Source organism: Wolbachia endosymbiont (group A) of Udea olivalis, assembly GCF_964028365.1.
Classification (GTDB): domain Bacteria; phylum Pseudomonadota; class Alphaproteobacteria; order Rickettsiales; family Anaplasmataceae; genus Wolbachia; species Wolbachia pipientis.
In genome coordinates this window covers 676,496-700,164 of the sequence record NZ_OZ034773.1, presented here as the reverse complement: position 1 = coordinate 700,164, position 23,669 = coordinate 676,496, and the positions used below count along the sequence as shown (strand labels likewise).

Here is a 23,669-nt window from a genome sequence, read left to right as displayed (position 1 = left end):
CTATGAAGGTAGTTTTTTGCCAACTCTTGAAATTTAGCTAAATTTACCACTTTAATAGACTTCAGCATAAAAACGTTGAACATTTCTTCACAATTGTGTATAATCATTAATACTTTTTAACTTACTTTCTCATGGCTCTTTCGAAGTTTCTTGATGCTCGCAATGATATAGCTTTTCGCCGTATCTTTGGTACCGAAAAAAATAAAGATATTCTTATTCACTTTCTTAATGATATACTAGGTCTTACCGATGACAATAAGATTAAAGATGTCTCCTTTCTCAGTCCCATTCAAGACCCTGTCATTGCTTCTCAAAAGCAAAGCATTGTTGATGTTCTCTGTGTTGATTCTACAGGCATAAAAACAATAATTGAGATGCAAGTCGCTAAAACTACTGGCTTTGAAAAACGTGCCCAATACTATGCCGCTAAGGCCTATTCAAGTCAAGCTGATGTAGGTGATCAGTATCATGATCTTAAAGGCGTTATCTTTATTGCCATTGCCGATTTTATCTTATTTCCTAATAAGCTAGCTTATAAGTCTGATCATGTTACTTTTGATAAGATAACTTTTGAACATGATCTCAAAGACTTTAGTTTTACTTTTATAGAGTTACCTAAATTTAAAAAAAGAGAAGATCAATTAGAAAATGTAGTAGAGAAATGGTGTTATTTTTTTAAACACGCCGGTGAAACAAGTGAAGATGATCTAAAAAAAATAATAGGAAGTGATTTAATTATTGGCAGGGCTTATGATGAGCTGAACCAATATAATTGGAGTAAAGAAGAACGTCTTGCTTATGACCAAGCTAAGAAACGTACCGATGATTATTTATCTAGTCTTGAAGAAAAACTTCATGAAGGCATCCTCATCGGACATCAAAAAGGTAAAATTGAAGGTAAAATTGAAGTTGCAAAAAACTCACTCAAGGCCGGTGTATCTATTGATGTTATCGCTGAAATAACCGGCCTTTCTTTAGATGAGATTAAGAAATTAATTTAACCTTATTCCGAGTCAAATGGCCTTGAATAGAAGTATTATTTAAATAACTCCTAGGTCCTTGCTGTTCTTCTATATTATTAACCTCTAATGTATCACCTCCATTGTGTAATATCTGCTCTATTGATTGATTTAATGTTACATCTAATCCTTTATTAAATTTAGCCATAAACTCATTAAACCTTTTCTCGCTTAATTTACCAGGGCATCCTGCTTCTCTACCAGGGCACGCTTTCTCTACATATGAGCTTAAAATCCCTGAAACCTCATCAAATTTACCACTCATGACTTTTCTAGTAATCTCTTTCTGCATTCCCATATAATCAATATTTAACCGGTGCATTGATACACCACTTTTTAATCCAGCTTGCTCTACTACTTTCTCAAATTCCTCTATAATATTTAATGCATAGCCCTGTGCTTCTAATGGTGATATAGACTGAACTACTGTGGAAATATACTTCTGACCTGTAACCCTTCTAATCAATAAGTCAAATAATATTATTGAACCATTTACATCCATTTTTGCATCTACTTGTGATATTGGACTTGAAGTGCTTGATGTTTCCTCAGGTAATGTAGGTTTAGAATTTAATAATCCACCTACAGAGCTTTTTACCCAACTAAACAAATTATTTATCCATGAAGATGGTCTTGCTCCACTACTTGTTGCTATCTCAGGTCGATCACCTAAATCTATAGCAAGAGGTTTACGCGATAAGTGATTATGATGACGACTATGATCTCCATGGTGATGACGGCGTTTGCGTTGAACAGTTTTGTCTTTTTCTTCTTTGATTTCCTCTAAATATTTTACAACATCATTATGTTTTTGCCAAGAGGCAAGATCCAACGGTGTTTTATCATCTTTATCTTTAACATCAAAGTTAGCACCTTCTTCTATAAAGTATTTTACTACATCTAAATGACCATTTCTAGCAGCATAGTGTAGAGGAGCCCTACTAGTGTTATCCTTAGCATTAATGTCAGCAACTTCCTTTATAAGATACTCTACTCCTGGTAAGCAACCTTCAAATGCAGCCCAGTGTAGAGAAGTCCTTCCATTACTACTCTTAGTATTAATATAAGCACCCCGTTTTATACATTCTTTAACTTTATCAAGGTCTCCGCTTTTTGCAGCATTCAATAATTCTTTATCTAGATCTAATTGTGCTTGCCTTAAAACTTCCTCTATATCTTTGTAACCACTTTGAATAGCCAATTCTAAAGGTATATCACCATCCATGTCTTTAGCCTCAATGTTAGCGTGCTTATCAAGAAGAAATTTTACTATATCCAATCTGTTCACCCTAACAGCAAGATGTAAAGGTTTGTTATTATAGTCGTCTTGAGACTCAATATTAGCACCTTTATCAATAAGAAATTTAACCGTATCCAAATTACCCTCTCGAACAGCAAAATGTAAAGGTGTTCCCTGATACGTTATTTCATTATTAAATTTAGCACCCTTACTAACGAGAAGTTCTACTGCATTCCATTTACTTTCTCGAGCAGCAAAAAGTATAGGTGTCCAACCATTCCTATCTAGAAGCTCAATCCTAGCACATCTACTAAGAAGAAGCTGAATCATACCTAAGTTACCTTCTTGAGCAGCATAGTGTAAAGGCGTAGAACCATACATATCTTGAGCATTAATATTAGCACCATAATAAAGAACAAGACTCACTACATTCAATTTTCCTGATCGAATAGCGAAAAAAATTGGTGTACAACCAAAATTGTCTTGAGCTTCAATATTAACACCATAATCACAAAGAAGGTTTATTTTGCTCAGATCACCTGCTTTGACAGCAAGATGTAAGGGGGTTCTACCAAGTTTGTCTTGAACCTCAATGTTATTACTATTTGGGATTTCTAAAGACGCAGAATTTTCTTGTAAGTTACTTATCAAATCTAAATTATGTATTTTATCAAGGTAGTTTACTACATTAGAATAACCACTACAAGAAGCATAATATAGAGGCGCCCAGCCACCATGATCTTTAATATTAACATCAATTTTTTCTTCGTCTATAAAATATTTTACTATATCTAGTTTACCATTGTAAGCAGCATAGTGAAGGGGAATTCTACCACTATTATCTTTAATTTTTAAACTACTCTTTTCACCTACCACAAGATATTTTACTACATTTAGCTCGCCCCCATAAGCAGCACAATGCATAAGAGTTCGGCCATCGCTATACTTAGCACTTAAGCTAGCCCCTTGACTTACAAGATCTTCAACTTTGCTAAGATTTCCATATTGTGCTGCAATCAATAATTCTTTATCTAATTGCACTTGTTTTAAATACTCTACAATATTATTGTGTTTTTGATCAGTAGCAATATCCAGCAATGTTTTACCACCTTTGTCTTGAGTATAAACGTCAGCTCCCCTATCTACAAGGTACTTTACTATACCCAAGTGACCATTCCAAGAAGCACAGTATAGTGGTGTTCGACCATATCTATCAAAATCATCGATGCTCATTCCCTTGCTGAGAAAAAAATCTATAATGTCTTTGTTATTGTTTTCAGCGGCAATGTGTATAGGTTTTCTGCCAAAAATGTTCTCAGCGTTAATATCAGCACCCTTTTCTATTAAAAAGTTAGCAACTTCTAAGTAGCCTCTCCATGCAGCAAAATGTAGCGGTGTCCAACCATTTTTATCAGTATCATTAATATCAACACATTTGCTAATAAGGTACTTTAGTATATCCAAATTACCACTATAAGAAGCATCACATATAGAGGGACCACAACGATGATCTTTACCCTCTAAACTAACACCATTTTCAACAAGGTATTTAAATATACCAAAGTGACCTTTTAATACAGCATTGCGTGCAGGGGTATTACCATCTCTGTCTTCAGTATTAACATTAGCTCCTTGATTAACAAGGCCTGTTACTTCACTAATATTGCCAACTTTTGTTACATTCAACAATGCATGATCTAATTGTGCTTGCCTTGAAACCTTTACTATATCTAAACTAGAACCAGCATCTGCATTTCTCACTTTTCTTACATTAGACCCACAATCTTCAATCACCCACATCCCTTGCGGAACCTGACCTCCTGGAATCCAAGTAAATACTCTACGCCTATCATTGTCATATTTAGCATAATTAGCAGCATATAAATATTCATTAAGCTTAACATTCATTATAGAACAGTTATCACCATCAGGTCCAAGCTTCCACACATCTCGTGCAACTCTTCCTCCTGAAATACAAGTAAATACCATTCGTCTATCATTATCATAATTAAAATAGTTACTAGCAGCATACAAGGTTTCATTAAATGCAACATTCACTATATAAAAATTGTCACCATCAAGTTTAATCTTCCACCTAAACTTATCATTTTTTTCATTCTTTGGAGTCCAAGTAAATGCCATTCGTCTGTCATTATCATAATTGAAACATTTGTTAGCAGCATATAAATATTCACCCTGATAAACATTCTTAATACATACTTTTGAAGCAAATATTGCATTCCTTACTGATTTTGGTAATCTATTTTCTAGCTTTTCAAGGCTAGATCTTTTTTCTAAAGGAACATTAGGATAATCCTTCATCTCCATTGCTTCTTTAATGTAAGAAGCTAACTTAAATATTGCATTATCATTTAGATCACCACTCTTTTGCATTGCATCAAATACAGCTATGTAACCTGAAATCAACTGACCAATATCACCATGATTATGTACACAGCTTAATATTTTTTTCGTATCTACTCTTCCATATGCATCATCTACAACTTCTTTAATTATATCATCAAACAGCTTTCCATCTGATTTATAAATTTCATTAGCAAGTTCATTAACTGAACTATACCTATTATGCAACATGCCATCCTTTAGCTTCTCTTTTGCTACACTTTTTATTGAATATCTTAACTTCTCTACAAAAAACTCTGCCCATCTTTTTACATTAGGTGCAGTATCTGCTTGGTTAATAATTTCGTTCTTTACGCCCTCAACTACTCCCATCACCTTATATGGATCATTATTTTTAACCTCAATATTCATGTTCCTATCAAAAAAAAATTTGACCATATCTAGGTCACCACTATAAGCGGCTACACGCAGAGGAGTTCTACCATTATTATCTTTAGCTCCAATATCAGCACCTTGATCCACAAGAAACTTAGCTATATTCAAATTGCCTTGCTGAGCGGCCCAGTGCAGGGGATGGATGTCTTTATCTTTAACACTAAAATGCTTCCTATCAAAAAGAATTTCTACTATGTCCAGCCTACCTGCTTGAATAGCAACGTACAAAGGTGTTAATTCATGCCTACTTTCAATATTAATACTTTCAATTTTTCTAATTAAATCTTTAGCTTCATTAATATTATCTCGCACTATAGCATCAAACATTTGCTCCTTTAATAAAGTCACTTTCTCCTTATTAAAGTCCTCTATAATATCTTCTGAATTACAAGCAGAGAATATGCATTCCGCATTAGAAACCATTGTATCATTAAAAGCGAACATCATTTCTCTTGCAGGCTGATAATTACTCCAATTCTCCACTTTTGCAATGGTACTATTTCCATATGATAGCACTAAACTATCATCAACAATCTCCATATCAAAACCCAATATAGACTTATCTCTAAAATCAACCAACCCAACATCATTCTTGTCAATAGGTTGATTATGATAAATCTGTAATCCTTGTTCATCTGGCTGATAGTATCTGAAAGAGTTAGGATCCATCTCTACATGCTCAAGCTTTAAATTTGTACTGTCAATTTTATAAAGCTTATTGTTCATTTGTAATACAATTTGCTGATGCTCTGGACTTTTAAAGTAATCAACTAAACCAATAGACAAAGACCACTTAGTACCTTTGCTATCAAGTACTGTAATATCTTTTATCTCTAAACTGTCCTCTGTAAGGTCAGAGATTGATTTGTTATAACATTCATTTATATAACTCCTTTCACCTTCTTCTATACCTATACTATCAATATCTGTTACATTCAACCCAGCAAAATCAATAATATTGTAAGGTACGTTCTGATAAGGCACTGCTTTGCTTTTTATTTTTAAATTAAGTCTTATGGGGAATAACGAGATTTCGTGATTTAATGTATCTGGTAGTCTGATAACATACTGATGTTGCCCTTTTTCTCCTTCTACCGTCACATCTTGATAGTGATTACATGCTACCATATAGCGATCATAATTAAGGCTTCCTCCATTATTATGATATTTCTGATAACTACTTGTAACATCAGAATTATTATAGCTAAAATCAACAACTACCTGACCTGAGTACATATCAGCAATTATCACTTTTTCACTAGGTATTCCCATGTGATTTTTGATGACTTCTATTTGAGATATTGGTATGTCCAAATTACTCTTACTAGCAATATCTTTTGCAATTTGGTAAGTGCTAGGCAATTCTTGACCTAGAATACTTGCTTGTATAAATGCTTTTAACTTCTTTTCACTATCCTGTATAACTTCTCCACTAATATCATTGCCTGAATTTTTCAACTTTTGATACCTAATATCCTCCGCCGTATCAAACAAAGACTTGTCTTGTATTGCAACAGATTCTGTTACTCCACTACAGTTTACTTGAATTATTAGATTTTTAAAATCATCGATTTTAGTACTTGAAACAATACTTTGTGTATCATTAGCTAAAAGATCTAAGCTATAGCCGACCTTTTCTATATCTTCACTTATTCCCCACTGTGTGATATTAGCAACTTGAACACTTATTACGTCAATATTCCCCTTTATTTTTCCTGTACTGCCTAAATCACTTACTATCCTAGCACTATCACTGTTTTCATTAATAATAAACACTGTTTGCTTCAATCCTCTGTGATGTACATTTTCTTTGTTGACCACTCTAACTTCATAATCTTTATCTGTGCAGTTAGATGAATTTTGCCAAACTTCCGCGTTTTTTACATTAATTAATCTCGTTTCACAGTGAGTAGTAATATTTTGCTTGTTGTCAGAGTTAGATACATAGTTATATGTGTTAACCAATCTTATGTTATTACTATTACCATAACGTATAGTTCCACTATGCAAATTTGCAGCGATATTATTAGCTTTAACATTCATTACTAGAGTATTTTCTTTTCCTGCTCCACCTTTGAGGGTACCAGACATAGAATTATTAATAATAAAAATAGTTTCATTGTTTTTAGAGCCAATATAACGTATATTACTACCCTCTGGAATATGCATTACTGCTGGATAATTTGCAGCTGCTGTCAATGTTTTCGGTCCTGAAATGTATAATACTGATCCTTTAGGAAAGGTTTGCTTTTTTGTATTACTAGGATCTTTTATTGTTGGACTAGTAAAAATAAAAGGTTCACCTGAGAGAGTAAAGCTCTCTTGACAGTTTCTATAGGTTTTGCCAGTATTGCAAGGCATATATACCTTATCCAAAGCGTAGGGCCGGAATATACGTTGTTCATTAATTATGCCACTACATTGATGTTGTGGTATTAAATGTCCTGATGGGGCCATTACGACTCTCAGCCCGCTATTGTACTCGTCTTGAGTTATATGGGGAAGGTACTTTGCCTCTTTACTAATCAAATAAACTTTTTTCTTTTCTTGTTTTGCAAGAAACTCTTCATATTTTTTAGTACTCTTAAATCTTGTAGCGCCTATGTCATCCAGCTGATAAAATTCTAAGTAGAGAGGTCTAGATATATTTAATGAAGATAAATCAGTTTTTATATTAGAAGTTACATCAAAGGAGATGCCATCATATTTTTTTTCTAATTCACACTCCCACACAGTATTGCAACCAATCCCGCTACCCATACAAATGGTCCTTTCTTTAATGGTAGTAATTACCTCATGGTACTTTTCCTGAATGGAAGAAACATATTGTACAACTGCAGCTATATTAGGGTCAGAATTAAGGTAATTTATGGCATTGCTTTTCACAGTATTTAAATAACCCTTTATCCTTATATAGTCTTCGTATATTGCTTTTTCGGAATTTGAAAAAAATATTTTAGTACGATCGATATTAGATATAGGAATTTGTGCTGCTATTGCTTGCGCTTCCATTGTTCTACTGTATAAGGACTGATGCAATGAAAACACAATATCAGGAACCATAGTAAATACTGACATCCTACCTAAAACTTTGCCTGCAGCAGATAACCCTCTTAAAATCTTAGTAGTAGCACTTACACTTTTTATTGTAAAACTAACTCCTGCACTTATAGGCCTTATACTCATGCTTGCTAGTTTTATACCACTACTAGCTGTCCAATAATAATTTAGTGGATGATGATTACCTTGAGCTATTTCGTTTATACTATATCCAAATTGATAAGCAATAGTTGCAAATGTAATACTTTGAACTATAGGATTACTGATAATCTTAACAAACGTTTGACGTACAGGCTGTGGTACCTTACTAATCAATTTTCCCACTTTACTATTAGGAGAAATACTTACGCTTGTCCTAACATCATCCATAGCATCTAGTATACCATTGATACCAAATACTTGCTTTAAAGCATTATTATCATGTCGTCCAAGTGTTGCTGTATCACTTATACTATCAAGCAAGTCATATATAGCCATCATGGAAAAAAACTTTCCACCTTTTGCTCCTTTTATTTTCGCTGAATCAAATTTATCACGATCAAATGCAATTCCTTTTTCTTGAAGGCTGCTTTCTACATTACTAATATAATCTGCAAAAACTTTTTCACCAAGATCATCAAAATGATTTTTAAACGTATCAAAAGTATCTTCCCTAACACCTTTTGCTAGCAAGTTCTGTTTAATTTCCTCTACAATATTAGAGTAATCTTGATTAGTTTGAACATCACCTATATCTTCAATGTATTTTTTATTCTCTAACAACTGCTTATCATTTGATAGTTGATGTAATTTATTATGAATTTTCTCTCTTTCTGCATCTGTAGTAAAATTTTTAATTATATCATCGAATTTTACTTCATAGCCATCGATGCTTAAATAATACTCAATATTTTGTCCTTTTATTTTTTCTTTTATAACGCGATCCTTATCTCTGCCTACTTTTACTAAGATCTCAATACCATCACTATAATCATCTACAAAATATCTTTCTGCATTCTTCATTTCTATAATATCACCTATTATCAATTTTTTATCATTACCATTGTTATCTTTTACTTTTACATATACATCAGTCCTATCAGCATTGCCTATCATATCAAACACTTGCTCACGACCTATATCTACAATTTCATTAGTTAAATCCTTAGCATTATCAATATCAAATAGCTCTTTAACACGTTGCTTTTTTTCTTCCTTTGTAATCTTTTCTTCATCAAACGAATCTATGCAGGCCATACTTACACTTCTTTCTCTTCTTGGCTTTTTACTTGGTGGATACTCCGGCGATGAAGATTTTCTTTTAGAACACTGCCCTACAGTAGGCAACATATGATGTGAACTATGAACTACTCCAACAGGAATAAATCCTTCCTCGGTTGTCCTACTTGTTAAAATAAGTTTATTCGGATTATTAGATCCTTTATCGAAAACAACACCGATAAATTTTACCTCATCACCATCTGTAAGTGTTTTATAGGTAACACCTTCTTTGTACTCTTCATTTATTTGATCATTTGCTTCCCTCAATAAAGCTTGAGCCCCTTTACCCTGCCTTGATGCCTTAAGTTCTAACCCTATTGGAGTGTACTCCTCAGCATTTCCACCTTGAGCCACAAACTTAATACCATGAACTAGCATGTCAATACGTTCCCCTCTACCAGTTTGAAACTCAGTTAAAACTAATGCTCTAGTTTCTGGTGATTCCTGTAATTTTAAGTCACTATAATAACTAAACACTCCATTCAATATTCCCTGGAAATGAGCTTCTTTATTAACGAGACTCTTAAAAGGAAAGATTCCTTCTCCAATTTTTTCTAATAATCTACTATATCCTCTTATTGATAAGGATTGGATATCTAGTGCTTTATCAAATGTTTCTTTTAACTCATTAGGATAAGTAACTTTTTTGAAAGTACCTTGAAATCTCTCAGCTCCATTGTTGTATTCTTGTAAAGAATTATATTTTTCAGTCCAAACAGTAAGATATCTTTTAAAATCTGACTTGTATCTAGTATCAAAATTAAGATTTAATTCGACTATTTCTCTATTTCCTATTTCTCTGTTTAACCTCTCAAGAGGGAGCACTTCATTTAGCATGTTCAGAACATCTTTTCTATTAGCTTCAATAATATTTATCACATAAACCAACTTCTCTATATTTTCTGGAATGAGCACCATCGTTACAACTGCATGGCTTGCATCAAGATTAGCTGACAATCTTTCTCTGGCTCTTTCAGCTGCTGGACGTCTAAGCCTACGAAGATTAGGATGCACTTCAGTAGGTATATTGTCTCCATAGATAAAAATGTATTTTTTAAAACCAGTTTTTAAATCTTCAACTCTATTTAACAATAGTGATTGCCCTAGTAAAAACCTACTAAAATAATGATTATCTCCCTTCTCAGGTGTACCAGGAAACGTATGATAAATACGTTCTAGATTATCTTTCACCTGTCCCTTTAATTCTATTGTTCCAATCCTTTGCGTATCCCAGTCATCAGCAGATTTTAGCATATCTTGAAAAAGAGGAATTATTTCTTCTCCACGATTTGATACTTTAATATCAGAGATAGGAGATGGATTATCAAGATTGACACCAACACATAAAATGTCATCTGCAGTGGTTAGAACTCGCTGAACATTTGGTTGAAAGCCTTGTGCATACTTTTCTGCTTGCTGCAAAGCCTTATCTGGAGTAGCATTAGAACCTGCTCCCGCTTTTAATTCAATAATAATGGGAATAGAATCCAATGCACGATCAGGACCACGAGCCAGCAAGATAATATCTGCATAACCCCTTCCTGCAAATTGCTCTGGGTAAACTCTAAGATTATACCTATAGTGGAAATTCATGAAAACGCCTACCATAAATCCATGATGTGCTGCTTCACGTGCTCTGCTAGCATAGATTAGTGAGTCTGCATATTCGGAGTGAATTGTGTAAATCTTATCAAGAATTCTCCTTAAAGATGCTTTAACTGTTCGCTGATTGGAAATAGCTAGCTTCGCTATATCGACTTCGGGATCCCTCCATAACCCTTTTCTCACTTTTTTAAATTGAACTTCAGAATTATGTTCTATGTCTACTCCTTTATCTTTCACATCAACAACTATTTCTCCCTGATGACCGGCATCTTTAATGATTTTTATTGATTTAACTTTAATTTTATCTAGGTTATTTTCAATAAGAGAGTAAAGCTTGCCTAATACCTCCTTCAATTCACCTTGATCAAACTCTTGAGTGTAAGAATGAGAACCACTTTCTGATATAACAAATAATTTTACTTTATCGATCACATCTTTTTGACTCTTCATTTCACCATTTTTTATAATAGCTACCTTCAAAGTCTTTGCACCGTCAAAGCTAAAATAAATCTCCTTGATGTCTAGCTTTTTTGCCATCTCTGTATCCAACAAAGTAGAAAAACTACCTAGGAAGAAGTGTGTAAAAAACCCTGCTTTTTCTACAGAGTGTAAATAAGATGGAATCTGATCCACAAATGACTGAAATCTCGGTTCAAAAGATTTAAAATCCTCATCTTGCCGGCTTATACCAACTTCTTTATCTGCTTCCTCTATCAATAACTGTATTAACTCAAAGTCTTGTGGTCTTACTTTACCCATGACTCTTTTTAAGCCTTTTGCAAGCTCTTTATCATTATCAATAATATTCCTTTCAAGACCAAAATTATAATGGTTTCGTTTACCTGGTGCACCAACATGAAATAATTGTATTTGAATATCCCCATTACCATATTGAGTCTCAACTTCACCAGAAACACTAATCGTTGCGCTAAGCATTCCACTCATTGCTCTTATTTCAGGTTCACCTCCCCAAGTATCAGGGTTCCTCATGTTTTCCAAGTAACGCTCAAAATCACCTTCAACAAAATCTCTGAACTCATTTCTATAAGAACTTATGTGATCAACTACTCGATTACGAAATAAGTTTCTTACTAAATTTGCAAATGTATCATCATAATTCGCAGCACCTAAATTCCGAACCAAACCTCTAATATGATCTAAATTTTGGGTTACAGTTCCATCATTTCCAAATAGTACTTCATACCTTTGTCGAAATAAAGCATCGTCGTTTCTGACGGGTATTAAGTAAGCCATAGTAACAGACCAAAACAAGCAACTACCGTCTCCTGGAACATCGATTCTCTTAATCTGACTTCCACTTTCGGAATCAACATCAGATCTCCGATAACGCTTAAGTTGAGAAAATTCTCTAGCTTGCTCTATATATTGCACTTCATCCGATAATTCAGTAATCTTTGAATTAACATCTTCTTTTTTTAGATGATCTGTTGGATATTGTATCTTGAACATAAACCCCCTTCATTATATTATACTAAACCCACTATACCAAGCTTATTGTATAACCATCAGAGATATCAATAATAAAAGCTATTTTTGCCTACATGCTGACTTGTGTATATAACATTTGTATTACAATGCAACATCTTTTTGACAGAAGCTAAAGTAGTAACAAGAAACCACCACCTACTTTATAGAATTGCCTTATAATACCTTAATTGCTTAACCCTAATTGCTCACATGCTTTGCTTAATTCAACTTCAGTTAAGCTAGTGAACTCTTCATCTGTAGACTTTCTATATGCTAGAAACTTATTCAATGAATCAGCATCTCTTTTTTCCAATATAGATCGTATGTAGCCTGCCTGTTTAGAACACATAAACTCTTTAACCTGATCAGAATTAGCTTTATTTAATAACGCCCATACTGGTTCCATACAGCCCTTTTCTACTAAAGGTGTTAATAAAACTGTACAGAAAAGAGGTGATTTATCCTCTAGTTCCTCTCTTATCACTAAAGCACGATGGCTATCAAATCCTTCCTTCATCCACATATGCATAAAAAGCTTTACACTTTCACTTACATAAGGCTCTGAATGTTTTTTGATTTCCATGTCTAACCAGATATTATAATCATCTTCTGGAACATCATTTGGCTTTAAACAATCAAATAATTCCTGAAATTGATCAAAGCGAAGTGCACCCTGTAGCGTGTTTAGACTACCATAATAACCATTTTCAGCTAAGTCTCTTTTTAGAAGTTCTGGATATTTATCAGGACTTATTTGACTAAAACAAAACTCGAATATTTCAGGATAACTATTACAACGGTTCCCTGCTACATATACTGCTGTCTTCATCAAGATTTCATCCTTTTTCTGTTCGCTCATCTCACTTTCAGGTAATGATTTTATTTTATTCCAGAAGAATTCCACTGCCTGCTCTTGCTTAAGACTCACAGCACATTTAAGCCCGTACTCATATGGATGACAGCCATCTAAATTTAGTTTAGAGATGTAACCACTAACAAAATGTGACCAAAACTGCGCTAAAAGACCAGATCCGCAACACCTAACTAAGTGCTCATACTCCAATAGACTACTCTTACCTTGAGCTGATAATTCCTCTTTTCTTTCCTCAAACAAAGCAATAATATCTTCTTCTAGACAGCAACGACAGGCAATGGCATACTTATCAAAGAGATTACCTGAATCTGGCGCAATTAACTTTTTGCCTACGACTTGCCTATCAAGCTTAACTCCATGTAAATTGTCTACTTTTTTCCAACAATCCTCACTAGACAATACCTGTGCAAGAAAATTACGTCCTTTTTTGCCACTTTTTTGGTGCAGATGCCAATTTGCATAGCACCAGCGTTCAATTTGAAAAAGCTTAGATGCTCTATAAGGATCATCCTCTTTAATAGACGAAAATAAAACTTTTGGAATATCTGAACGTAGCATGATCACCTCTTTATGAATGGAAAAAAATGGAAACTGTTACGTCTAACATACACTATAGTAACTTGATGCCATTTCAAGCAAGATATCACGTTTTTAGGTTTTGTCAATCCTCAATTTGAAAATTTTTTTTAGACTTGAATAACTCTCAACAAAAGCCTCTTAATATGAGAGATACATGACGTTTTGTTTATTTTAAATTCTGTTTTTTATAAGTTTATCTTAATACTTATTGTCAAATGAATTACTATTAATTTAATATTATATATTGCTAATGAATTAAATAATATAACCATTTCTACCACTCAAAACCAAGGGCGGTGAGAAGTGTTTTTCTTGGGATGGCATGGTCTACCAAATGATCTGTGCGAACTTTTTTATATTATAATTTTATTATATGCCAAAACCAGCTACATTGGCTCACTTTCGCTAAATCCACATACGAACTAATTTCCCTGACTTTGTTGCAAAGATTGCAAGTTCCTATTTTCATAACCCTACTTTTACGTAGCTTGTTCTCACAAAGATACGATCTTTTTGGGATCTTTGAAGAAGTAAATAATTGAAATCTTTGTAATACTTGGTTGCAATGTTTTTTAGAGACAAAAGGTATTTTCCTATATCTGAATACAATAAATTTGTAATTCTGAAAAAATATAAAACTATTGCTAATTATAATAATTGTGTAATAATTAAAACATAAGTTTTTAAGTTAAGGTAGTGTTATGGGTAATCAATTGGAAGAAGTATCTAATCCAATAAATATTCAAGCAGATTTAGAAGAGAACAGTATGGTTGATGGAATAGAAAAGCGGTCAAAAGAACAAGGTTTTTATGCAACACAGACAATACCAATTTATCAAGTTAATCAAAATATTACGTATTCATATTTAGCTACGCTCGATAGTCACTTAAAAACAGATGAGCATTGTGTACACGAAAGTAATATACATACTGACTTACTTAATTTTGCTTTTCATGGTTCCTTAGAGAAAGTTCAAGATCTATTAAACAAAGGAGCTAGCGTTGAGACAGAAGACAACGATGGTAACACGCCTTTGCATTTTGCTGCTAGCAAGGGCCACTTCGTAATCGTTGAAGCCCTGTTAGAAAAAGGGGCTACTGTTGAGGTAAAAAACAATGAAGGCGCTACTACGCTGCATATTGCTGCTCAGATGGGTCACTTAAACGTAGTTCAATTTCTGCTAGATAATGGTACTGATGTTGATGCGCAAAAATATAATGGTGACACTGCCTTACATATTGCTGCTGAAGCAGGCAAATTAGAAGTAGTTCAATTTCTGTTAAAAAGAGGTGCTAGTTTTAAGGTAATAGACGATGAAGGCGCTACTGCGCTGCATGTCGCTGCTCAGATGGGTCACTTAAACGTAGTTCAATTTCTGCTAGATAATGGTACTGATGTTGATGCGCAAAAATATAATGGTGACACTGCCTTACATATTGCTGCTGAAGCAGGCAAATTAGAAGTAGTTCAATTTCTGTTAAAAAGAGGTGCTAGTTTTGAGATACGAGGTTATCAAGACTGCACTGCTTTGCATTGTGCTGCTATAGGGGGAAACTTGAAAATAGTTCAGTTTTTATTGGGCAAAATGAATAATGCTGACATACGAAAGAATAGTTTCAAATGTGTCTTGCATATTGCTGCTCGAAAGGGTTACTTAGAAATCGTTAAAGCTCTATTAGACAAAGGTACTGATATTAATGCAACAAACTATGACGGCGATACTGCTTTAAATGAAGCTGCTGGATGTGGTCGTTTGAAAGTAGTTCAATTTTTGTTAGACAAAGGAGCTAGTTTTGAAGCACGAAACGAAGAAGGATGCACTGCTTTGCATATTGCTTGTGAGGTGGGCTATTTAGGCATAGTTAAAGCTCTGTTAGAAAAGGGATCTGATGTTAATGTAGTAAGCAAAAAAAATGGCGATACTCCATTACATGAAGCTGCTAGAATGAATCGCTACGATATAGTTGAATATCTTGTAGAGGAAGAAAAGGCTACTATTGATGTAAAAAACTTTAGATGTGAGACTCCTTCCGATTTGGCGGATTCCAATGGTTACAAAGATATAGTTAAGTATCTTAGTCTTCGAGTAAGGGAGTGTCCCAAAACCTCGGGAAGTCTGGCTGACAATAAAAATGTGATACAGTATCAAAAAGTGACAGAAAATAAACACCTAACTATAACTAATAGAGCAATAAAGACCAGTTTCTGTGTAGGCATAATGACCATGTTGACAAGTGTAGCTATTGGATGTATTGCTATTCATCTTAGTTTATCAATATCAGCTACTGCTGCATTGATTGTTGGGGCCATTGCTGGTGGCATTACATATGCAGTATTAAAGCCTAGTAGTAGGCTAAATGAATGTGAAGTGAATAGGCAAAGCTTACCTCAAATGCCTAAGGACGAATGTTGCATGTCATATTAGTTCTTGCATTTTATGTCATGCGTGTAAAAATGGTGCGTAGTATTTTTAACCGAGGTGGAGTTATGGAATTGAATAAATTGCAGGAAGTATTAAGTACTGCTAACGCTGATGTTGGTTTAAGTAAGAGTAATGTAGTTAGTAAAATAGAAGAGAGATTAAAACAAGTAGATCCAGGTACATTGTGCCAATTAAGTTTTGCTGTTTTAAAAAACAACAAACAAATGGTAGAAACCCTTATAAAAGGAGGAGCTGATGTTAACACAATTGATGCGTACAATCGTGATCCATTATATTATGCTATCTCACAAGGGAACACAAGAATGGTAGAGATCCTAATAAAAAATGGAGCAAGTGTTAATAAGAAGTATAATGACGGAAGCACTCCTCTACATCATGCTGTCTTGAGCCAAAAAATAAAAATAGTAGAGTATCTTATAAACAATGGGGCTGATGTTAATGCGTTAGATGAAAAACGGCGCACTCCATTATACTTAGCTGGACGAAGTACACAAATGGTCTCGATTCTCATGAAGAAGGGAGCATTCCCTTTACTGGAAAACAGAGATATTGAATTTTTAAAGGATCTAGCTAAACGCATTAAAGATGATGATACAGAGTATTTAAAGGAGGTAAAGGTAGAACAGAAGGAGGGGCGGGTAGATGATAAGTATGAGTCAATTAAATACTCGTTGCTGCTTAGTGATAACAGCTCTTTGACCTCTATTATTAAAAGGGAAAAATTCAAAAATTTAATATCTGATTGGTCTTTCAACGTACCTGATTTAAAAGATAACCAAAAAAATTTGAATAAGGCACTGTTAAATCTTCTTACAGACTTTCCATTTTGTGACATTACAAGGTTTGAGGACTTTTTACACGATAACAAAGGTGATGATCTAAAAGCTGTTCTCAATCTTTAAAGGGGAGAATCCAAATTGACAATACTACATGTAATACAAGGTATGGAGTATTTAGCAGTGGAAAAAGACATAGGTTGTGCAGTTAGTGCATTTATGACTTTACTTTTAAAATCTGGTGCTGATCCTAACATAGTTAACAGTGAAGGGCAAACACCTTTGCACTATGCTGCTTATTATAATACTTTAAATATACCTTTGCTTCTGAAAAAAGGAGCACGTAGTCAACCTGACAGACAAGGAAAAACTCCTCTAGACATTGTAATTATTAACAAAAAACCTTTTGAAGTGAATCTTTTAGAACAGATCTTTTTAACTCAGGAGCAATTGGAAGCAAAAAATGATTTAGAAGGTGTTTGCGGTCATAGCTTTAACACTAATCGACTAAGAAAGTTTTTCAATCAGCACAAAGGAAATGAAGGTCTTAAAGAGATTCTCAATCTCCGTGATTGCGAAGGAAAGTCTCGAGTTTTTCAAAAGATTAGGGAGGCTTGTTATGGTAATGAAACTCATTTCAAAGAAGCAAAAAAGTTGCTGCTAGAAGCAGGAGCGATTGATTACGAAGAGTGGAAGGACAAAAAACGTTTGCCTAAGCTTAGAACTCTATGGGATGATTTAATATTAGATCAGTCGGAAAAGTTGAAAATATTTTTGGGTAGGGTAAATAAATCCAAAGATATAGATGAGTTAAAACGCGTTGTAAACGAAGCTATAGAACTTGGGGTAAGGCTGAACTTTCCTAACCAGGGTAGTATATACGGAAAGGTATATGAAAAGGAATATAGTTTTACAGATTTTGTGATAAGAAAGATTAGTGAATTAAGAAAGAGTTCCGAAGGTTCAAGGAATATAGAGGTTGCTAGTGGTATAGTATGTCAATTGATATCAAAAGGGGCAATTTTGTACAACATAAGCAGTATATATGTAATTGACGAACTGGAAGAGTTTGAAAGCCACAAAGCTAATATGAAAAACGCTTATGCAGATTATGAGAATCGTGCTTTAGATTTCATAACAATCGTTCAAAGCGCAACAAGTGGTAAGGTAAGAGACGTAAAAATCGACAACTCTACTCTCTGTCTTGAATATTCACAGGATAGTAAAGTAGATGTTGCAAAGATTACAAATGGAGCAAGGGGTTTAGGTATCACTCAGGAAGGTGTACAATACGGAAGAAATATAATAAAGATAGGTAAGAGTGAGGTAGAAATTATAACGGAAAACGCTATAAGGAATTATGTAGGCCTAGCAGATGGTAGTAATATAGTATTGACTTTCGATACTGGCTTGGGAGAGTTGGAAGTGAGATTATACCCTGATAAGCAAAATCTAATAAAGGTAGAAGTAGAAGATCAAGAAAAGTGGAAAAAATTACAGAATTGTGAGGAACGAATAGGGGAAAAATGTTTGCTTGGTGGGTGTTCAGTACGTGATGCTATTGAACGAGGTTTTTTTACTAGATCTGGAGAGTTGATTCGTTCTGAAACAATTAGTCAATCTGATGCAACAAAAGTGGGCCCTTGGGCAAAGCGCGAAAAAATGAGAAAAGCTTCAAGTCTTGAAGAAACAGTAGGCCGTTCTCTATAATGAAGTGATGGTGATGTTAAGTTAACATTTTAAAAGATTTTTTGAGAAATTTGTCTTATTTGTATCTGTTCAGCCTGTAAAAGACAAGATTTGATCTGACAGACAAGAATTAACTGACAGAAGAATTGAGGTAGTCAAAACTAATATCAGGCTCTTGTGTAATGCTACTAATATTTTTCTGAAAAGCAATATATTTGCTATCAAGAAAAGTTTGCATAGGCGTTTTGCCATAGCAATATTTACCCGAGTGAGGTCTTGTCTCATTATAAGAACGCAACCAATGATCAACATCAATCTGTAGATCTTCCAAAGAACTGTAGATTTTCTTTCTAAAGATGATATTGTAACACTCATCTTGCATGGTTCTATGAAACCTTTTACATATGCCATTAGTCTGTGGAGAGTTGGCTTTAGTTCTAGAATGATCGATGTTTTCTATGCCCAAATAAAGCTGATAAGCGTGATTTTCGGGCTTGCCACAGTACTCCGTACCCCTATCAGTTAAAATGCGTAATAATGGAATTTTCTGCTCATCAAAAAATGGAATAACTCTATCGTTGAGAAGATCTGCAGCTGTAATAGCTGTTCTGTCCGTGTAAAGTTTAACCATTGCAACTCTGGAATAAGTATCAACAAAAGTTTGCTGATAAATGCGCCCTATACCTTTGATATTGCCCACATAATAGGTATCTTGAGAACCCAAATAACCTGGATGTTGCGTCTCAATTTCACCATGAGCTTCCCTTTGTTCTTTCACTTTTTCTAAAGCTGCAAGTTGTTCTTCAGTTAAAATGATTCCGTCTTGAGCTACTTTTGTCTCTAGTGCTTTAAGTCTCTTTTTGAGAGTTTCAAGGTCATTTCTTAGCCATACAGACCTTACTCCTCCCTGAGAAATTATTATACCTCTTTTTCTCAGTTCATTTGCAGCTCTTTCTTGCCCATATGCTGGAAATTCTGTTGCTATACCAATCACTGCTCTTTCTATATCGTCGGAAACTCTGTTTGCTAATAGCGGTTTTTTCTTACTTATTTCATGTAATGCTTCCTCTCCTCCATTTTCATATAACTCCTTAAAGCGATAAAATGTATCTCTTGAGTATCCCATCACTTTGCATGCTTGAGACACATTTCCTAGTTGTTTTGCTAGTTCTAATAATCCTAGCTTTGGTTTTAATATTTTTGTCTGTATTGTACTCATATCTAACACTCCTTTATTTTTATTATTTTTAACTTACTTTTTTAAAGTGTCAGGTCAAGTCTTATTTAATACACTTTTCTTGATAGCAAATATATTGCTTTTCAGAAAAATATTAGTAGCATTACACAAGAGCCTGATATTAGTTTTGACTACCTCAATTCTTCTGTCAATTAATTCTTCTCTGTCAGATCAAATCTTGTCTTTTACACCTTCCACTAGCTTTACTACGCTCGTCACCTTACGCAGCATAATGGTTCGTTCCAGGTTGCTGGCTAGGCTTTGCCTGGGTTGGATTTTCACCAACTGAACTTTACGCACTTCTTGGCGCACTCATGATGTTTTTCCCCCTATTAAGATTTATTGATTTAGTTGTAGTAGTTGAAATAGCAAACCGGTTAAGTTGCCTAGTTTGGTTCTTTTTTTCAATCAAAGGTATTCTACTGTTTTAAATTCCCTGTAAAGATTTAGCTTATCTTTTACATCTAAACAGCATTAACACGATTTGGCTTTTTGTAGATGAGTAATTCTCTAGGGATTATCCTATTGAATTCTATGATATTATTTTTTGTAACATTATTATACACGTCATGGCATTAAGGGTATTTATGACTCAAAACTTGTTTTTGACCTGCAGGCTCAATGACAAAATTCAGTAAAAAACTCAGGGTATCTTTTGGCGGATTACATAACATTATAGCGGCTGCATGTCTTTTAAAATTTTTCTACATTCAGCCAAATCGCGCTTAAACTAAGCGTCAGCACATTATTATAGCGCCAATTTAAAGTATTAGAGAGTCAAAACTCGCACTACGGGGTTTCTTTTGCCTTTTTTTTCATTTGGTAAATTTCTTAAATATTTATAGTTAAACGACAATCGTCATACCGCTACGTGTTAGCGGCTAAGAGATACCGCGGCGGTATGACGGTTAAGTATCCCGCTACTTGTTAGCAGGATCTATGCTAAGAGATACCGTGACGGTATGACGTAGAAGCTATACTTTTATAAATTTGTTAAGTGGAATTTTTATATTGAGTAATTGTATTTATAATACATTATTTTGTATAATTGATTTTTTAAATTATTATATTAACTCTAATATTTTTGATTTAATGAAAGATGATATTATTTATCACTCTCACTTAGGCGTATACGGTTTAATTTTAAAACCTAAAAGTATAGTTTTGGTGAAAAAAAGTCGAGGTCCTTATAAAGGGTTGTTTGATTTACCAGGTAGAAATTGCTGAAACGCTTGAAGAGGCACTTGTAAGAGAAATTAGAGAAGAAACAGGTTGTTTAGTGAAACAATACGACCAAATCCAAACAGTTACTAGCCTATATCATTATAATGAAGACAATGTAAATAAATGTCTAAAACATATAGCAGTTTTATACAAAATTGAAATCATAGGAGAAATAAAGCGAGAATCTGATGGAAAAGATTCTGATGGTTGTATATGGCAAAGTATAGATACTATAAACTATAAAAAAATTTCTCCGATAGTTCATATAGCAAGTAAATTCATAAAATGAAGACTATTATTTTTATTACAGGTGTATCTACGGTTGGAAAATCAAGTTTGGCTCATATATTAGGTTCAAAGCTTTTTATGCCTAGAAACTTTGCAATTCCACTAACTATAGCTAACCCAAGAAAGGTTTCCCTACGTCATACCGCCGCGGTATCTCAGCATAGATTCCGCTAACGAGTAGCGGAATGACGAATTTGTTGTTTTTCAAATTGTAGGTAAACCTAAGCCACTTTAGCTATACTTGTAGAGAAAAAAGAATAGATGATGATCCTAAATATTTAATAAATTTGACTACCGAGGAATTTCAAAAATCTCAATTTTTTATTAATTGTGAGATGTGGTACATTCTATCTTCATACAGCTTCCTCTTCATACCTCAACTAATGAAATTAGAAGCATCAACTCCCTTCTGCAAGCAAGCAGCAATAACAGTGTTCATCATTAGAAATGCAATGGTCATTGGGCCAACGCCCCCGGGTACTGGGGTAATAGCTTTGACTTTTTCTTTTATTCCCCCGAAGTCAACATCACCTACGAGCTTACTTTGTTCTCCTACGTTAACGCTATTTATGCCAACATCGATCACTATTGCACCTTTCTTTATCCAGTCTGCTTGAACAAAATTTGGCTTTCCGACTGCTGCAACTACTATATCCGCTTTAGAGCAATATTCAGCTAAATCTTTGCTTTGTGAATGCAAGATGGTGACAGTGCAGTTTTCTTGCAATAGCAGGTAAAACATTGGCTTGCCCACGATATTTGACCTACCAATTACCACTGCGTTTTTACCGGAAAGGTTCTCTTCAATTGACTTAATTAAATGCAAAGAACCTTTAGGAGTGCAAGGTATAAGGCAGTTTTTTTCACCTTTAACTAATTTGCCAACGTTTTCATCATGAAAGCCATCTACATCTTTTTCAACACTTACTGTGTTAATTACTCTGCTTGCACTAATATGATTTGGTAAAGGCAATTGCACTAAAATGCCATGCACAGATGGATCTTCATTTAATTCATTGATTTTTTCAATTAATTCATCTTCTGAAATATTATCAGGCAAAACAATGGTCTCAGAACTTATGCCTATTGATTCTGCTTTTTTCTGTTTGTTGCGAACATAAACCTGACTTGCTGGATTGCTGCCCACGAGAATTACTTTCAGGCAAGGAAAAATGTTATACTCTCTCTTTAAAATATCAATTTTTTGTGATAGCCTCTCACATAGGTCGTTTGCTATTTTTTTACCATCAATAATAATTGTCACTTCCTTGCCACTCCTTAAAGTCGGGTAATTTGATATCAAATAAATCCAATACTTTGCCAACAGAATGATTAATAATATCATCCAACGATTTTGGTTTAATATAAAAAGCTGGTACTGGTGGAGCAATAATTGCTCCCATCTCCGTTAATTTTAACATATTTTGTAAATGCCCAAGATGCAGTGGTGACTCTCGCACCATAAGAACTAACTTTCTTCTTTCTTTTAGCGTTACATCTGCAGCCCTTGTCAATAGATTGGAAGTAACACCTGATGCGATTTCAGACATTGTCTTCATAGAGCATGGTGCTACAATCATCCCTGAGGTTTTAAATGAGCCGCTTGCTATTTTTTCTCCAATCTTTTCTTCAGAATAGTAAAAATCTGCAAGTGATGTAATATCTTCAAGTTTTTCTTTAATCTCGTGAGCTAAAGTTATTTTCCCAGCACGACTTATCACTAAATGAGTTTCATAATCGACGTCTTTCAACGCTTCTAAAATACGCACACCGTAAATAGAACCAGATGCTCCACTTATTCCAATTACAATTCTGCTATTCACTTAACTCTTCTTCGTAGCTCATTCCCAATGCACGTTTATAGGTATCAAGCAATATTTCTTGTTCCTCTCTGTCATCATCATCCATCTTCCTCAGCCTAATAATTTGTTTCATCACTTTTATATCCCAACCTTCATCTGCGGCTTTTGCATATACATCACGAATGTGATCTTGCACATCCCTCTTTTCTTGTTCAAGTTTTTCGATTCTCTCTATGTAACCCTTCAACTCTTCAGCCGTTATTTTTACTGTATCTTCCATGAAAC

At 34.2% G+C, this 23,669-nt stretch carries 11 protein-coding genes; 5 read left to right on the top strand and 6 right to left on the bottom strand.

What is annotated here, in order from left to right; all coding sequences use genetic code 11:
* Positions 1–131 precede the first annotated feature (131 nt).
* Complete coding sequence (locus tag ABWU32_RS03245) at positions 132–1,001, top strand: Rpn family recombination-promoting nuclease/putative transposase (RefSeq protein WP_208571569.1); 870 nt, start codon at positions 132–134, stop codon at positions 999–1,001.
* Here ABWU32_RS03245 and ABWU32_RS03240 read toward each other — a convergent pair.
* Together ABWU32_RS03240 and ABWU32_RS03235 are read right to left on the bottom strand one after the other, a co-directional pair.
* Complete coding sequence (locus tag ABWU32_RS03240; protein WP_353278809.1) at positions 985–12,453, bottom strand: ankyrin repeat domain-containing protein; 11,469 nt, start codon at positions 12,451–12,453, stop codon at positions 985–987. The genes ABWU32_RS03245 and ABWU32_RS03240 overlap by 17 nt on opposite strands.
* Before the next feature lie 202 nt (positions 12,454–12,655).
* Positions 12,656–13,903: a hypothetical protein gene (locus tag ABWU32_RS03235; protein WP_208571571.1), complete on the bottom strand. Its 1,248-nt coding sequence runs from the start codon at positions 13,901–13,903 to the stop codon at positions 12,656–12,658.
* A 722-nt stretch (positions 13,904–14,625) separates the two neighbouring features.
* Here ABWU32_RS03235 and ABWU32_RS03230 point away from each other — a divergent pair.
* The 3 genes from ABWU32_RS03230 to ABWU32_RS03220 all read left to right on the top strand — a co-directional run bounded on the left by ABWU32_RS03230 (position 14,626) and on the right by ABWU32_RS03220 (position 18,854).
* A complete protein-coding gene (locus ABWU32_RS03230; RefSeq protein ID WP_353278807.1) occupies positions 14,626–16,350 on the top strand; it encodes an ankyrin repeat domain-containing protein in 1,725 nt (574 codons plus the stop codon).
* A 62-nt stretch (positions 16,351–16,412) separates the two neighbouring features.
* Positions 16,413–17,270 (top strand): ankyrin repeat domain-containing protein, encoded by an 858-nt coding sequence (locus tag ABWU32_RS03225; protein ID WP_353278805.1) that lies wholly within the window; start codon positions 16,413–16,415, stop codon positions 17,268–17,270.
* 15 nt (positions 17,271–17,285) lie between these two features.
* Positions 17,286–18,854 carry an ankyrin repeat domain-containing protein gene (locus ABWU32_RS03220; protein WP_353278803.1) on the top strand — a complete coding sequence of 523 codons (1,569 nt, stop codon included), beginning with the start codon at positions 17,286–17,288 and terminating at the stop codon, positions 18,852–18,854.
* A 109-nt stretch (positions 18,855–18,963) separates the two neighbouring features.
* Here the strand turns inward: ABWU32_RS03220 and ABWU32_RS03215 are convergent, their stop codons facing one another.
* Positions 18,964–20,052 carry an IS481-like element ISWpi2 family transposase gene (locus ABWU32_RS03215; protein WP_015588908.1) on the bottom strand — a complete coding sequence of 363 codons (1,089 nt, stop codon included), beginning with the start codon at positions 20,050–20,052 and terminating at the stop codon, positions 18,964–18,966.
* 1,219 nt (positions 20,053–21,271) lie between these two features.
* On the opposite strand from ABWU32_RS03215, the gene ABWU32_RS03210 reads away from it, so the two are divergent.
* Positions 21,272–21,583: an NUDIX domain-containing protein gene (locus ABWU32_RS03210; protein ID WP_041573519.1), complete on the top strand. Its 312-nt coding sequence runs from the start codon at positions 21,272–21,274 to the stop codon at positions 21,581–21,583.
* Positions 21,584–21,958: 375 nt separating this feature from the next.
* Here ABWU32_RS03210 and folD read toward each other — a convergent pair whose 3' ends face one another.
* The 3 genes from folD to ABWU32_RS03195 are packed head-to-tail and all read right to left on the bottom strand — an operon-like array spanning position 21,959 to position 23,664.
* The gene (folD, locus tag ABWU32_RS03205; protein WP_141456891.1) at positions 21,959–22,846 is read right to left on the bottom strand and encodes a bifunctional methylenetetrahydrofolate dehydrogenase/methenyltetrahydrofolate cyclohydrolase FolD; all 888 of its coding nucleotides are present in this window, start codon (positions 22,844–22,846) and stop codon (positions 21,959–21,961) included.
* Complete coding sequence (locus ABWU32_RS03200; RefSeq protein WP_006280027.1) at positions 22,830–23,405, bottom strand: UbiX family flavin prenyltransferase; 576 nt, start codon at positions 23,403–23,405, stop codon at positions 22,830–22,832. The genes folD and ABWU32_RS03200 overlap by 17 nt, the downstream gene beginning before the upstream one ends.
* On the bottom strand, positions 23,398–23,664 hold the full coding sequence (locus tag ABWU32_RS03195; RefSeq protein WP_010082293.1) for a DUF2312 domain-containing protein: 267 nt from the start codon (positions 23,662–23,664) through the stop codon (positions 23,398–23,400). Before ABWU32_RS03195 ends, ABWU32_RS03200 begins: the two co-directional genes overlap by 8 nt.
* Positions 23,665–23,669: the final 5 nt, after the last annotated feature.